The organism is Streptomyces sp. DSM 120436 (genome assembly GCF_055778765.1).
This window is the reverse complement of the sequence record NZ_JBSKBS010000001.1, coordinates 4,220,300-4,234,845: the sequence shown is the minus strand read 5'-3', so window position 1 is coordinate 4,234,845 and position 14,546 is coordinate 4,220,300. Positions and strand designations below refer to the sequence as shown.

At 71.2% G+C, this 14,546-nt stretch carries 11 protein-coding genes; 3 read left to right on the top strand and 8 right to left on the bottom strand.

What is annotated here, in order from left to right; genetic code table 11:
* Window positions 1-21: 21 nt before the first annotated feature.
* Window positions 22-3,054 carry a hypothetical protein gene (locus ACWH4W_RS18810; RefSeq protein ID WP_473076877.1) on the bottom strand — a complete coding sequence of 1,011 codons (3,033 nt, stop codon included), beginning with the start codon at window positions 3,052-3,054 and terminating at the stop codon, window positions 22-24.
* A gap of 253 nt (window positions 3,055-3,307) precedes the next feature.
* On the opposite strand from ACWH4W_RS18810, the gene ACWH4W_RS18805 reads away from it, so the two are divergent.
* Complete coding sequence (locus ACWH4W_RS18805; protein WP_473076876.1) at window positions 3,308-4,999, top strand: sigma-70 family RNA polymerase sigma factor; 1,692 nt, start codon at window positions 3,308-3,310, stop codon at window positions 4,997-4,999.
* Window positions 5,000-5,013: 14 nt separating this feature from the next.
* On the opposite strand, the gene ACWH4W_RS18800 is transcribed toward ACWH4W_RS18805, so the two are convergent.
* The 5 genes from ACWH4W_RS18800 to ACWH4W_RS18780 all read right to left on the bottom strand — a co-directional run bounded on the left by ACWH4W_RS18800 (window position 5,014) and on the right by ACWH4W_RS18780 (window position 11,145).
* Window positions 5,014-5,208, bottom strand: coding sequence for a hypothetical protein (locus ACWH4W_RS18800; protein ID WP_473076875.1), 195 nt, complete (start codon window positions 5,206-5,208; stop codon window positions 5,014-5,016).
* A 481-nt stretch (window positions 5,209-5,689) separates the two neighbouring features.
* On the bottom strand, window positions 5,690-8,059 hold the full coding sequence (locus ACWH4W_RS18795) for a beta-xylosidase/alpha-l-arabinosidase (protein ID WP_473076874.1): 2,370 nt from the start codon (window positions 8,057-8,059) through the stop codon (window positions 5,690-5,692).
* Complete coding sequence (locus ACWH4W_RS18790) at window positions 8,056-8,874, bottom strand: carbohydrate ABC transporter permease (protein ID WP_473076873.1); 819 nt, start codon at window positions 8,872-8,874, stop codon at window positions 8,056-8,058. The genes ACWH4W_RS18795 and ACWH4W_RS18790 overlap by 4 nt, the downstream gene beginning before the upstream one ends.
* Window positions 8,871-9,830, bottom strand: a complete 960-nt coding sequence (locus ACWH4W_RS18785; protein ID WP_473076872.1) for a carbohydrate ABC transporter permease — start codon at window positions 9,828-9,830, stop codon at window positions 8,871-8,873. The genes ACWH4W_RS18790 and ACWH4W_RS18785 overlap by 4 nt, the downstream gene beginning before the upstream one ends.
* A gap of 10 nt (window positions 9,831-9,840) precedes the next feature.
* Entirely contained in the window at window positions 9,841-11,145 is a 1,305-nt protein-coding gene (locus tag ACWH4W_RS18780; RefSeq protein ID WP_473076871.1) for an ABC transporter substrate-binding protein, read from the bottom strand.
* Between the two features lie 138 nt (window positions 11,146-11,283).
* On the opposite strand from ACWH4W_RS18780, the gene ACWH4W_RS18775 reads away from it, so the two are divergent.
* Complete coding sequence (locus ACWH4W_RS18775) at window positions 11,284-12,330, top strand: LacI family DNA-binding transcriptional regulator (protein WP_473076870.1); 1,047 nt, start codon at window positions 11,284-11,286, stop codon at window positions 12,328-12,330.
* Window positions 12,331-12,343: 13 nt separating this feature from the next.
* On the opposite strand, the gene ACWH4W_RS18770 is transcribed toward ACWH4W_RS18775, so the two are convergent.
* Window positions 12,344-12,622, bottom strand: coding sequence for a DUF6343 family protein (locus ACWH4W_RS18770; RefSeq protein ID WP_473077545.1), 279 nt, complete (start codon window positions 12,620-12,622; stop codon window positions 12,344-12,346).
* A gap of 218 nt (window positions 12,623-12,840) precedes the next feature.
* Between ACWH4W_RS18770 and ACWH4W_RS18765 the strand changes: the two genes are divergently transcribed.
* A complete protein-coding gene (locus tag ACWH4W_RS18765) occupies window positions 12,841-13,485 on the top strand; it encodes a dienelactone hydrolase family protein (protein ID WP_473076869.1) in 645 nt (214 codons plus the stop codon).
* Between the two features lie 51 nt (window positions 13,486-13,536).
* On the opposite strand, the gene ACWH4W_RS18760 is transcribed toward ACWH4W_RS18765, so the two are convergent.
* Window positions 13,537-14,538, bottom strand: a complete 1,002-nt coding sequence (locus tag ACWH4W_RS18760; RefSeq protein ID WP_473076868.1) for a polysaccharide deacetylase family protein — start codon at window positions 14,536-14,538, stop codon at window positions 13,537-13,539.
* Between the last annotated feature and the right edge of the window lie 8 nt (window positions 14,539-14,546).

Here is a 14,546-nt window from a genome sequence, read left to right as displayed (position 1 = left end):
TACGGCTGTCTCCGGCCGGGCTCAGCCGGTGGCCTGCACGGTCTCTGCAGTGACCAGGCATTCCGCGAGAGCCAGATCGACAGCGGTGAGGTCGGGCGTGTGGACGGCCACGGACGCCCACAGCGACCGTAGCCCCCGCTCCAGTTTGGCGGCCCGAGGATTTTCCGAGGCGGCGAGCCGGGCGATCAGCGCACAGCCCAGCGAGAACTGGGGCACCCGCATCCAGGCTTCACCGGGGCCGCGCAGCGAACCCGGCCCCCGGTCGCGGAACGCCGTGACCAGGAATGGGTGTCCGTCCTCGAGGAAGTTCTCGAGGGCCGTCAGCCACTCCTCGCACTCCTCACGCACGGCGTAGTACTGAAGGGTGCGCCGGTCGCGGAACGCCTGCCAGGCGGCTGCGGTCCGGGTGTCGGTGTCCAGAAGCCCGCGCGGTACGACACCCGCCGTGCGCCACACGGCCTGCTGCTGAATCTCAGGAAGCTCGTTCAGGGCTCGGGCGTGAGCGTCGAACCGGCCGACCGTGCGGCTGGGGTCACCCTGCCCGGACAGGATCGCCGTACCGGCGCTTCCCAGGAACTGCCCCACCTCGTCAATGAGTTCCTTCTCCTCCGGATACAACTCGACGATCTCGTAGGCCGGGTCGCCGGACAGGTACGGCAGCAGCGGTGCCGTGAGCAGCAGCCCACACAGGGGTGCTCGTCGCCAGACAGGGCGTACGGCGGCCGGGTCCGTCACCTCCCGGATGCGCAACGCGGCCAGGCCGCTGCTCACCAGCGCGGCGGCCAACTCGCCGGAGCGCAGGGAACTGCCGGCCGCCCCCAGGAGGGCGTCGACCCCGGCCTCCCCCAAGGCCTGCACGCACTCCGCCGGTGCGGTCTCCTTCGCACCGCACTCCTGCAGGTCCCGGCCGCGGGCGGCCACGATCCATTGGTATGGAACGGCGTCGGTGCCGCGCGGCAGCGTTCCGCGCCCGCCCAGGTACTCCGTGGTCCGGGCCGCTGCGGTGCCGTCGACGACCGAGGACGTCCAAGGGGAACGGCGCAGTACCAGGGTGTCGCGGTCACGCAGGCTGGGCCAGGCCGGTGCGGCGTCGGCCGTGTGGGTCCCGACGTGCAGGCTCACGACAAGCGGACCGGCCGACCGCCAGGCGGCGGGCAGCGGTACACGGCCGCTGTCGTCGACCAGCACGCTCAGCGGCTGCCGCCACGGGGCGAGGGCCTGGTAGAGCCGGGCGGTCAGCTCGCCGGGGTGACGCAGCCCGCGCAGCAGCAGTCCGGTGCCGTCCGGTACGACGTCCTGTGCGATGGGATGGGTGCGGATGGTGCCGACGTGCACGTCCTGCCCCGCGACCAGTAGCCGAAGCTCGGCCTTGGCGCAGTCGCGGGCGGTGTCCGTCAGGGCGGTCAGGGAGTAGCGCAGGTCGCCCTTGCGGGTCCGTATGCGTCGTTCCGGCCGCAGGCTGACCAGGGTCGTTCCCTCGACGACGAGCATCAGTTCGGGGGTCACGGCCACCGCCTGCTCGGGCAGGCGCACGGTCAGGGCGCTGTCCCGCGCCAGGTCGGCCGCGTCGATGTCGAGCGGACGGATCGACCAGGGAAGAGGACTGCCGTCGAGTTCCAGGCGGACCTCGGAGTACGGGACGAGCGCCTGGACCCGGAACCCGCGCGTACCGTCGCGCAGGGCGAGGCCCCTGGTGGTCTCGTACGGGGCGAACTCGACCACGTTCCGGGAGACGGTGATCGGTCCGCCGGTACGGAGGTCCAGTCGCGTCGGCACCAGTCCACCCTGCGGGGCCAACAGGCGCCACTCGGCCGAAGGCGTGGTCTCCACGCCTTCGGCCAGGAAAGCGGTGAGACGGCGCCGACCCCGCCGCCCCGGACGGTGGACGAGGATCTCGTACGGGCCGAGCAGTGGGCCGGGAACGTGCTCCCAGGGGTCGAGGAGGGCACCGGGCGCGCCGGTGCGGCAGGCCAGGATTACCTCGTGGCCGGAGCGGCGCACCTCCACCTGCCAGTGCTGCGCCTCCGGCTCCCCCGGCCGGCGCCGGAGCCGGAGCGCGGGCCGCCGGTGCCACACCGGTGCTCCGTCCTCACCGGTGAGCCAGGGCAGCGTCGCACCCCCTTCCCAGCCGAACGACCGTCCGACGGCCACCTCCAGCCACCTGCCCGGCGCGGCTTCGGAGGTACGGAGCCGGGTGACGCCGGCCAGGGACACCTGGCTCAGGGTCCACCCGCTCCAGCCGTACGGAGTGGGCAGTTCGACGATCGCGGCCTGTGCGCCCTCCGTCTCCAGGGTGCCCACGTGCAGCAGGTGAATCTCGGTGGCGGGCAGTGGCTCGTCGAGAGGGATGCGGTGGCCGTCGGCGGCGAAGGCCAGCAGGACGGTGTCCGGGTCGACGACGGCCGACGCATGGGTGGTGCCGACCGGGTCGGTGGCCTCGACGCGGCGCACGGGGCCGGGCAGGACCCAGTGCGGCGGCGACACGGTGAACGACTCACCGTCGGCCGCCAGCTGCCAGGCGGCTGCGTCCGGGCCACTGGGCAGGGTCAGCAGGACGCTGCCGGCGCCGGGGCCGAGGCGGAGTTCCGGAGGGGCCGCAACCACCTGGGGCGTGGGGACGAGCAAGGAGGCGTCCGACAGGTCCGCGACGGCCGGCGAACGCCAGGCCCAGCCCAGCGAGCGTGCCGCCTCCTGTGCGGCTGCGAGCCAGGCCTCGTCGGCCGTCACTGCTCTCGAGGCGGCGCGACGGCGGCCGAGTTCGGGACGAGCCGTGACGACACGCGTCCGCGCCTCGGACAGCAGGTCTGCGAGGCCGGGGTCCCCCCTCTGCGCGCTGAACGCCACGGCGTACACCGTACAGGCAGGCCATCGCGTGAACACGGCGTCCCGCGGCAGCCCGGACCGCTCGCCGAGCAGCACGTAGGCCACCAGCGCCTCCAGGACGAGCACGGTGCGCCGGACGACGGAGTCCGTCCCGTCGGCGGCCGACGGCTCCCCCGCCTCGCGCCACGCCCGTTCGCAGTCGTCCAGCAGCTGCGCGGGATCCACCAGCATGTTTCCCTCCCCGACCGGGCCGCATCTTCTTGCGGTCCGGCTCGGCTGATGTTTACCGTTCTACCATTCCTTTGCGCCTGAAACACAGAACCTGCGCATGCGGAATATCGTGCACCGTTTCTTCCGGGGCGTATGCAGAGCCCCGCCTGACAACGAGTGCCAGGCTCCGGACGTGACGTGTTTGTCAGTGGCCAATGCTCCAATACATGAGGGCTCGCTGGGTTGCTGTGGGGCACACGGGAGGGGGACGTCGGTGACGACGGATGTCGAGGCTGGGGCATCGGCCGCGCTACACGCGAAGCTTCTGGCAGCGGCAGGTACGGAGCGCGTGCTCCATCCGGCCGCCTTGCGGCAGCTGCTGACCGGGACGGATAGGACTGCCGTCACCGAGGCTCTGCGCCGGGCCGCGCAGGAAGGGGTCACACTCCCTCCCGCCCTGGCGGCCTCGTTCGGTGCGCCGCCCAGCAGTCCGGCGGTGCCGCCCGAGCCAAGCCGTCCCACGCCTGCCCGGCCCCCGGAGGAGGCGCCCGCACCTCCCGGGCTCCCCGTCATTCCGACGCAGAGAGCGCCAGGTCCGCACTTCACCATCGAGTTGGGACCGGACAGCAGGCTCGATCTGGCCGCACTGACGGTACAAACGCTGCGCCCACCCCAGTCGGCACCGGCACCGAAGCCTCCGGCGTGCACTGCAACCAATGCTGCTGACACGGCCTTCGAGGACTCCGGTGTGCGTCAGCCCGTGTTCAACTCGCTGAAGTACTACCGCAAGGTGATCGGCGCATACCCGCTGCTCTCCCGTCAGCAGGAGGCAGAACTGGCCGAGGCCATCGAGGCAGGACTGCTGGCGCGGGAGAAACTGGACGAAGCCGGCAGGAAGATCGCCCCGAAGCTCCACCGCGAGCTCGAGCAACTCGTCCTGCTCGGTGAACAGGCCTTCACAGGTTTCGCCTGCGCGAACCTCCGGTTGGTGGTGAGCATCGCTGTCGGGTACACGGGGCACGGGCTGGACTTCCTGGACCTGATCCAGGAAGGCAATATCGGCATGCTGCACGCAATCGAGAAGTTCGATCACCGTAAGGGGTTCAAGTTCTCGACCTACGCCACGAACTGGATCCGCCAGGCGATCCATCGGGCTCTGGCGGACAAGAGTCGCACGGTGCGTCTCCCGGCACACGCCCACGAAGCCGTGGCCGCACTTCACAAGGCCGCACGGAAGCTTGGGCATGTGGCCCCGGCCGACTCCCTCACGACGGTGGCCGCCCACGCAGGTGTCGCCGTGGAAGAAGCGCGAACCCTGCTGTCCCGGGTGCGCCACACCGTCCCGTTGGAAGACTTGACCGAGGCAATCGGTGATGACGCGCTGCACGAGGAGGTCGACCGGACCATCCGCGGGCCGCACTGGTCCGAACCCGACACCCTCTACAAAGACCTGTCTCCGGAAGAGGTGCACCATCTCCTCGATTGCCTTAGTGACCGGGAGCGTCGGCTGATCACCTTGCGGTACGGGCTCGACGGAGGACCGGAGTCAACCCTCGACGCCATCGGCCAGGTCCTGGGAGTCACGAGGGAGCGCGTGCGCCAGGTCGAGTCCAAGGCCATGTCGAAGCTGCGCACGCACACCTGGAGGTACCTTCAGCCACCGCTCGTCAGTCCGCCGCCCCCGGTCGTCGCCCCGTCATCTCCAGCCGCGGAACCACATACTGCTCCTGTGGATCCACCGGTGGATCTGGCAGACGAGCTCTACGTGACCCGGAAGGTCAACCACGCCGGACAGATCAGGGTGTACCAACAGACAATCTTCGTAGGTGTGCAGTACGCCGGTGAGATCGTTACGGTCCTGCTGGAGGACGAGTGGTTCCGGGTGCTGTTCATGAGGCGCCCGATCATGGCCACTCCCCGGCAACACCGCTCTGGGTTCCGCACGGTCTACAGCACCGCCGACTGAGCCGCAACACGGCCTCACTCCGGCAGGAACTCGCTGGACCGTCCGCCGTACGACACGTACAGCGCCTCCCGGGGCCGGGTGCAGACCACGAAGAGCAGGCAGCGTTCGGCCGCCAGGTCGGTGGCGTGCTGGAGACGGCCCACGTCGGCGGGGGTGACGGCCGGAGAAACGGGAAGGCGCTCGCGGTGGCCCCGGCGACGGCGACGCACCGGTATGTCCCTTCGTGCTGTGCAGGATCGACACCCGCGCCCCGACCGCCCTGTCGGGTTCGCCGCCGCGCACCCGGACCACGGGAATCTCGGCCGCGGTGAGCCGACCGGCGAGCTTGCCCGCCAGGGTGTTGAAGCGGGCGCAGACCGCGGTGTCCGACGGGGTGACTCCGGCGTCCCGTCCAGCCGCGCACCTGCCGGACGGCGGCGTCGGCCTCCTCGTTCTCCGACCCGTGTCCCTCGCGCGCCGGGTGGGCGCCGTGCAGCAGGGAGCGGTAGCCAGCGAGGGTGTCGTGACCGTCACCGGTCAGGTCAGCGACGGGTTCGCTGTCGAGGAGGGAGCGGGACCAGAGCAGGATCTCCTCGGCGGAGCGCTAGTTGACACACAGTCGTCCACTGCGGCCGCGGGTAGGCCGAGCAAGTGTGCACCGGCCCGGACCGCTTCTGCGGTCCGGGCCGGTGTGGTGCGAGAGGGGACGAGTCAGTCCTCCACCGAGAACTCCGCACGGAACCGCCGCGTGTGGTCGACCTCCCGCACCGGCCCCGTCAGGGTGACCGTCGTCGTGAGGCGTGCGTCCGTGCTGGACGCGGCCAGGCGGAGTTCCAGCTCGCCCGGTTCGACGATCCGCCGGCCGTCGCGGCCGGTGAAGGACGCCACGTCCGCCGGGACCGTGACGCGCACCCTGCGCTCCTCGCCCGGCTCCAGGTCCAGGCGGGTGTAACCGACGAGGCGCTGCACCGGCTGGACCACGGAGGCGACCGGGTCGTGCAGGTAGAGCTGGACGACCTCGGTGCCGGTCCGCTCCCCCGTGTTGCGCACGGTGAGCGACGCGGTGAACTCCCCGTCTGTCGGCGCCTCTTCGGCGTCCACGGTCAGGTCGCTCCACGCGAACGTCGTGTACGTCAGGCCGTGTCCGAAGCCGAACGCCGGCGTCGGGTCGATGTTGGACACCTCGCTGGCCTGGGCGAGCCTGGCGCCGAGGTACGTGGTCGGCTGGGAGCCCGGGGTGCGCGGGACGCTGACCGGGAGGCGGCCGGACGGGTTCGTACGCCCGCTGAGTACGCCGGCGATCGCCCGGGTGCCCGCGACGCCGGGGAAGAAGGACTGCACGATCGCCGCGGAGTCCTCCACCGCGCGGCCGAGCGCGTAGGGACGGCCCGCGAGCAGGACGGTCACCACCGGCGTGCCGGAGTCGAGCAGCGCGTCCAGCAACTCCTGCTGCGCGCCCGGCAGCGCGAGGGACTGTGCGTCGCAGCCCTCGCCGCTGGTGCCGCGGCCGAACAGGCCGGCGCGGTCACCGAGGGCGACGATGACGATGTCGGCGTCACGCGCCGTGGCGACCGCCTCGGCGATGCCGGAGAGGTCACCGTCGTCGACGCCGGTGCCGCGGACGACCGTGATCTCGGCGTCGGGGAACTCGGCGGCCAGGCTCTCGCCCAGGCTGGGCAGTTCGATGCCGACGGGGACGTCCGGGTACTGCACGCCCACGTGCTGCGGGAAGGAGTAGCAGCCGAGGACGGCGGCGGGCTCGGTGGCGTTGGGGCCGACGAGCGCGATGCGGCGGGGGCGGCCGAGGGGCAGCGTGCCGTCGTTGCTGAGCAGGACGACCGCCTTCTCGGCGATCTCCCGGGCCAGCTCGCGGTTCCCGGGTCCGTCGAGGTCGATCTTGCCGCGCAGGGCCTCCGGGTCGTCCAGGTCGGCGCCGTCGAAGGCGGGCGGCACCGGGTTCCAGTCGCGGTCGAGCAGGCCCAGCTCCGCCTTCTGGGTGAGGACGCGGCGCAGGGCGCGGTCGATCAGGGCCTCCGGCACCCGGCCGTCGGCGACGGCCTCGGCGAGCGGGGCGCCGAACGCCTTGACCGTGGGCAGCTCGATGTCGACGCCCGCCTCGAGCGCGGCGCCGGCCGCGTCGGCGAAGTCGCCGGCGATGCCGTGCAGCGTCTTGAGGAACGCGATGCCGAAGTAGTCGGCCACCACCGTGCCGTCGAAGCCCCAGGTGTCGCGGAGCAGTCCGGTGAGCAGGCTCTCGTCGGCCGCCGCGGGGATGCCGTCGATGTCGGTGTAGGCGTGCATGACGGAGCGCGCGCCGCCCTCGCGGATCGCCATCTCGAACGGCGGCAGCAGCACGTCGGCGCGCTCGCGCGGCCCCACGGAGGAGGGGGCGAGGTTGCGTCCGGCGCGGGAGGCCGAGTAGCCGACGAAGTGCTTGAGGGTGGCGACGACGCCCGTGGACTCCAGGCCCTGGACGTAGGCGGTGCCGATGGTGCCGACGAGGTACGGGTCCTCGCCGATGGTCTCCTCGACGCGGCCCCAGCGGGGGTCGCGGACGACGTCGAGGACGGGGGCGAGGCCCTGGTGGACGCCGACGGCGCGCATGTCGCGTCCGATGGCGGCGGCCATCCGGCGGATCACGTCCGGGTCGAAGGTGGCGCCCCAGGACAGCGGCACGGGGTAGGCGGTGGCGCCCCAGGCGGCGAAGCCGGCCAGGCACTCCTCGTGGGCGACGGCGGGAATGCCGAAGCGGTTCGCGGAGGTGATGCGGGTCTGGGTGCGCAGCAGGGAGAGCGCGCCGAGCGCCGGGTCGACGGGGGCGGTGCCGAAGGGGCGGGTGAGCTGGCCCAGGCCGGACGGCAGGAGCGCGTCGAGGTCGACGGCCTCCTCCATGTCGTGCTGGTGCGGGGCGACCTCGCCGCCGTTGGCGGAGGCGCCGACCCACACGCCGTACAGCTGGGCGATCTTCTCCGGGAGGGTCATGGCGCCGATCAGCGCGTCGACCCGGGCGGAGACGGGGTGGGAGGGATCGTTCCAGAGGGGGATTTCGGGGGTGGTCTCTACGGCCACGTTCGCGGTCACTTTCCTCCGACACCCATCAGGCCCTGGACCAGGGCGCGACGGGCGAACAGGTAGACGAGCAGGATGGGCACCATGGACAGCACCACGGCTCCCAGCAGCCCGGGGATGTCGATGCCGTGTTCGGTCTGGAAGTCGTACAGGCCCAGGGTGACGACCTTGGTGGAGTCGGACTGGGTCAGCACGAGCGGGAACAGGAAGCCGTTCCATGCCTGGAGCGCGGAGAAGACCACGATGGTGGACAGTCCGCCCCGGGACAGCGGCAGCACGAGCTGGAAGAACATGCGCCGCGGGGTGGCGCCGTCCATGGCCATGGCCTCGTACAGTTCCGGGGAGATGTCGCGCATGGCGCCGCTGAGGATGAGTGCGGACATCGGCAGGCAGAAGGCGGCCGTGGGCAGGATGACGCCGAGCAGGTTGTCGTACAGCCCGGCTTGGCTGATCAGGTAGAACATCGGCACGATGACGGCCTGGGCGGGGATCGCCAGGCCGAGCAGGAACAGCCGGAAGATCGCCGACGTGGTCCGGGCCCGGCTGCGCACGATGGCGTAGGCGAGCGGCGGGACCAGCAGCAGCACGATGCCGATCACGCAGGCGGTGACGACGAGCGTGTTGAGGAAGTACCGGCCGAAGCCCGAGTCGAAGGCGCCGGTGTAGTTGTCCAGGGTGAAGGTGTCCGGGAAGGACACCGGGCCGTTCCCGGCGTAGTCCTGGCGGGTGCGCAGGGTCGCCGCGAGCATCACGTACAGCGGCAGGCCGACCAGGAACAGCCAGACGAGCGAGCCGGCGCCGGCCAGGTAGTTGGGGCGGCGCCTCATGACACACCTTCCATGGAGCTGCGCATCTTGTCGTAGCCGGAGACCTTCACCACGACCAGGGAGATGATGGTGGCGGCGACGACCAGGGCGAGGGCGATGGCGGAGCCGGCGCCGAAGTCGAAGCCCTTGAAGGCCTTGTCGTACATGTAGTAGGCGCTGATGGTCGTGTCGGTGCCGGGGCCGCCCTGGGTGAGGATGAGGACGGTCTCGAAGGTGGTGAGGCCACCGACGATCATCAGGATCATCGACGTGATCATGGAATTGCGGAGCTGCGGCAGCGTGATGTGGAAGAACTGCCGGTAGCGGCCCGCGCCGTCGATCTCCGCGGCCTGGTACAGCACCTGCGGGATGGAGCGCGCGGCGCCCTGGTAGATCAGCGTGTGGAACGGGGTGAACTGCCAGGTGCTCACGAACGCCAGCACGCCGATGGCGGTGGCCTGTTCGCCGAACAGGTTGCCGTCGCCGAAGAGCCAGCCGGCGTCGGCGGGGATGCCGAAGTTCGGGTCGAGCAGGGCGCGCCACAGCACGGAGACGGCCGTGGCGGACAGCAGCAGCGGGATGAAGTAGATGACCGACAGCACCGCGCGGTTGCGCTGGTAACCCGCCGCCCAGACGCCGAGCATGATGCTCAGCGGGGTCTGGATGACCACGCCGAGCACGGTCAGCAGCAGGGTGAGCCAGACGCTCTTGAGCATCACCGGGTCGTCCATCAGGCGCGACCAGTTGTCGGTGCCGACCCACTGGGGCGAGCCGAGCCCGTTCCAGCTCATGAAGGACAGCACCGCGACCATGACGAGCGGGACGATCGCGAAGAGGGCGAAGAACACCGCGGCGGGCAGCGCCCAGGCGAAGCCCGGGCGGCCCACCTTGGACACGGACGGGGAGGCGGCCGGCCGCCGCCGGGACCCCTTGCGGGGTCCGGCGGCGGGCGGAGCGCTCGTGATCTTTGTGGTCATGAGCCGTTCGTCACTCGGTCGGGAGGGCCTGCATGGCCTTGATGAAGCCGTCCGCGTCGAGCTGTCCGTTGAAGAACTGCTGGATGGCCTTGTGCATGTCCGAGGCCGCCGACTGCGGGAACGCCTGGTCCCAGGAGAGCTGGAACGACGGCGCGTCGGCGACCAGGTCGTACTGGAAGCGCGAGTACTCGGGCGTCGCGGACGTCTCGATGAACTGGTCGGTGTTGGTGGTGGTGGTCAGGTTGCCGACGTCGAGCTGCGCCTTGACGAACTCGTCGGAGTACATGAGCTCGAGGAACTCGGCGACGGCCTCGGGGTGCTTGGTCTTCTTCAGCACCGAGTAGTAGTTGTTGGTGTTGCCGGCGACGTTCTTCGGGTCGCCCTTGCCGCCCTCGACGGCCGGGAAGGCGGAGTAGCCGAGGCCCTTCTCGGCGAAGTCCGGGTGGTCGGTGAGCTGCTGGGAGTAGTACCAGGAGCCCATCAGCTCGAAGCCGGCCTTGTCCTGGGCGACCAGCGCGACGGAGCCGCCGTTGGTGTACTTGACGGAGTCGTAGTTCTTGCCGAAGGCGCCCGCGTCGACGAGCTCCCTGATCATCTTCAGGGCCTTCTTGCTCTCCGGGGCCTCCCAGGCGCTCTTGTCGCCCTCGAGTGCCTTCTGGAAGAGCTCCGGGCCGGCTATGCGGTCGTAGAGGTACTGGAACCACATCTGGGTGGGCCAGACGTCGCCGCCGCCGAGCGCGATCGGGGTGACGCCGGAGTCCTTCAGCTTCTCCACCGCGTCGAGCAGTTCGTCCCAGGTCTTCGGCGGCTTGACGCCCGCCTTGTTCAGGACGTTCTTGTTGTGGAAGAGCAGGACCGGCTGCGTGCCGCGCATGGGGATGCCGTACGGCTTGCCGTCGACGACCGCGTTGTTGAAGACCGAGGGGAGGAACTTGCTTTCGAGGTCCGGGTTCTTCTTGATGAAGTCGTCCAGCGGGAGCAGCAGGTCGGCCTTGACGAAGGGCTTGATGCTGCCGCCGCCCCAGTTGAAGAAGACGTCCGGGGCCTGCGGGGTGCTGATGATCGTCTGAAGCTTCTTCTGGTAGTCGGCACCGGGGATGGTGTCGAGGACCGCCTTGACGTCGGACGTCTCGTTGAACTTGTCGACGATCTGCTTCTCGATCTTGTTGGTGGCGTCCCCGTAGACAAGGATATGGATCTTGCCGTCGTCCGCCGACGCCCCGCCGTCGCCGCCACCGCAGGCCGACAGACTCAGGGCGAGGGCGAGCGTCGCACCGGTGGCGATCAGTCTGGGCAAGCGCGCACGTGTCTTCATCGTTCGCCTTTCGAAAGTTTCGGCGTCATCGCCGAAAGTCCATGCCGAGGGACAGTAGGTCAGACGGGAGTTGGGGTCAACGGTCGAGTCACGACTCGGCCAAACCGTTATCGAGGGGCGGTGCTCTATCCTGCGGGTATGCGTGAAGACGACGAGACGAGCGGGCGTGTCACCCTGGCTGCGGTAGCGAAAGAGGCCGGGGTGTCGATGCCGACAGTTTCGAAGGTGCTCAACGGCCGCTCGGATGTCTCACGCGCGACGCGCGCCAAGGTGGAGAAGCTGCTGGACCTGCACGGCTACCGCCGGCGCGTGCAGCCCGCGACCCGCTACCCGCTCATCGAGATCGTGTTCCACGAGCTGGAGAGCGTGTGGGCGATGGAGCTGATCCGGGGCGTGGAGAACGTCGCGAAGGAGAACCGCGCGACGGTGGTGCTCACCGAGAGCGGCACCCGGCACACCCCCGACCCGGACTGGCTGCCGGGCGTGCTGCAGCGCCGGCCGCTGGGCGTGGTGCTGGTGTTCTCCAGCCTGCCGCAGGACATCAAGCGCCAACTGCGGGCGGCGGCCATCCCGTTCGTCGTCATCGACCCGGCCGGCGACCCCGACCCGGACGTGCCGTCGGTCGGCTCCGCCAACTGGGCCGGCGGCCTCGCCGCCACCCGGCACCTCACCGAGCGGAACCACCGGCGGATCGCCATCATCACCGGCCCGGGCGACATGCTCTGCTCGCTGGCCCGCCTCGACGGCTACCGCTCGGCCATGGCGATGGCGGGCCTGGAGGCGGACCCCCGGCTCACCCGCTTCGGCGACTTCCACGTGCAGGGCGGCTTCGAGCACGCCATGGAGCTGCTTCAGGGTCCCGACCGGCCCACGGCGATCTTCGCGGGCAGCGATCTGCAGGCGCTCGGCGTACTGGAGGCGGCCCGCGTCAAAGGACTGCGGGTCCCGGAGGACCTCTCGGTGGTCGGCTACGACGACGTACCGCTCGCCCAGTGGTCCAGCCCGCCGCTCACCACGGTCCACCAGCCGCTGCGGCACATGGCCGAGGAGGCGACCCGCATGCTGCTGCGCCCGGACGACCCGGGCGCGGCGGCCCAGCGCATCGAGCTGGCGACGCGCCTGGTGGTACGGCAGAGCACGGCCCCGCTCGACGAGCGGGGCGACCAGGGTGACCGGGGCGACTAGGACGCCCCGGTCGTCAGTGCGCGGAGCCGCGCTCCCGGCGCAGCCGGCGCAGCACGACGCCGAGGTCCAGCGCGGCCGTCAGGGCGAGGACGCCGCACACCACGGCGATGAGCGTCAGCGGGCCGCGTCCGGGGCTGTCCCCGGCGTCGGAGCCCGCCGCCCACACCGCGAACAGCACCGTGCCCGCGACGAAGAGCGGCAGGAAGACGGAGGACAGCAGCAGCCGCAGCTTCAGCGGGCTGCGCGCGGTGACCGGCTCGGTGCCGGACCGCGGGTGCCTGCTGCCGATCATCCCCGAACGGGCACGGGAGACCGGCTCCCGGCCGGAGCCCGTACGGGGCTCGTGGGGAGAGGAACCGGCACGGCTGTCGGGCACGTCCACGCACCTCCTTCACCTCGTGGTCCACATCGGGTAGCCCTCGTGGCGGGCGGCAAACCGCCGCCGTCTCGACCGGGCCCGCGTGGGTACCCGGCGGGCCGGACCGGGGCGGCCGGAGGAGGTGGCCGGGCATGGTGAGCGCGTCGGTGACGGTTCCGTCGGGAGCGGCGGCCCTGCGCGGTGATCTGGAGCTCCCCGCGGGGGCGCGCGGGGTGGTGCTGTTCGCGCACGGCAGCGGCAGTTCACGGCTCAGCCCGCGCAACCGGGCCGTCGCCGGGGTGCTGCGGAGAGCGGGGTTCGGCACGCTGCTGCTGGACCTGCTGACCGGTGCGGAGGAGGACGAGGACGCGGCGACGGGCCGGCACCGTTTCGACATCGGTCTGCTGGCGGGCCGGCTGGCGCACGCCGTGGACTGGCTGGAGGACCGGCCGGACGCGGTGGACCTGCCGGTGGGGCTGTTCGGGGCCAGTACGGGAGCGGCGGCGGCGCTGGTCGCGGCGGCGGAGCGGCCGCGGCGGGTGGCGGCGGTCGTCTCGCGGGGCGGGCGGCCGGATCTGGCGGGCGGCGTGCTGGGCCTGGTGGCGTGCCCGGTGCTGCTGGTGGTGGGCGGCGCGGATCCGGAGGTGCTGGATCTCAACCGCGGGGCCGCACGGCGGCTGTCCGCACCGCACCGGCTGGACGTGGTGCCCGGCGCCGGCCATCTGTTCGGTGAGCCGGGCGCGCTGGAGCGGGTCGCGGAGCTGGCCGCCGGGTGGTTCGGCGAGCATCTGGGGTGAACGCGGGACGGCGAGCCGCGGCGCGGAACGCTCCGCGGCTCGCCGCTGTTCTCAGCTCGTGGTGCAGGAGACCGTCGGCCAGTTCCAGTTGCCGTTGGTCTGGATCGTCACCCCCCAGTTGTTCCCGCTGCCGTTGGGCCTGGCGACGAGCGTCTGGCTGCTGGGGTAGGAGGCGCTGACGTTCCAGGTGCTCAGCACCTTCGCCGGGGACGGCACGTTCATCGTCACGGTCCAGTCGGCGGAGCCGCCGACCGAGACGTTGAGGTTGTACCGGTCGCCCCATCTGCTGCCGGCGGACAGCGTCGCGGTGCAGGAGCCGTTGCCGCCGCCCCCTCCCCCGCCGCCGCCGGAGCCGTCGGGGGCCACCGCGCGGCCGGTCTGCGGGGAGATCATGCCGGCGCACAGCCCCCGGGAGGCCAGGTTCTGCGCGATGCGCGGGATGGCGGCGATGGTGTTCGCCGGCCAGTCGTGCATCAGGATGACCTGCCCGTCGTTCAGCCGGGAGGCGGCCTGCACGATCGCGTCGGTGCTCGCGTTGTTCCAGTCCTGCGAGTCGACGTCCCAGATGACCTCGGTGAGCCCGTACCTGGCGGCCACCGACCTCAGGGTGGAGTTGGTCTCGCCGTACGGCGGGCGGAACAGTTTCGGCGTCCCGCCCCCGGCGCTCGCGATCGCCTGCTGGGTGCGGGAGATCTCCGACTCCATCTGGGCCTGGCTGAGCTGGGTCATGCGGGGGTGGGTGTAGCTGTGGTTGGCGACCCACATGCCCGCGTCCACCTGGGCCTTGACCAGACCGGGGTTGGCGGCGGCGTACTGGCCCTGGTTGAACATGGTGGCCCGCAGGCCGTTCTGCCTCAGCGCGTTGAGCAGGTTCACGGTGCTGCCGGTCGACGGGCCGTCGTCGAAGGTGAGCGCGACGTACCCGTTGCAGGCGGCCGCCTGGGCGGGGGCGGCGCCGACGCCCGTGCTCACGGTGGCGGCCACCGTCAGTGCGGCGGCGGCCACGCCCGGGACCAGGTACCGGGAGACGGGCTGTCGCTTTCCGGTGCTCATGTGTGGGG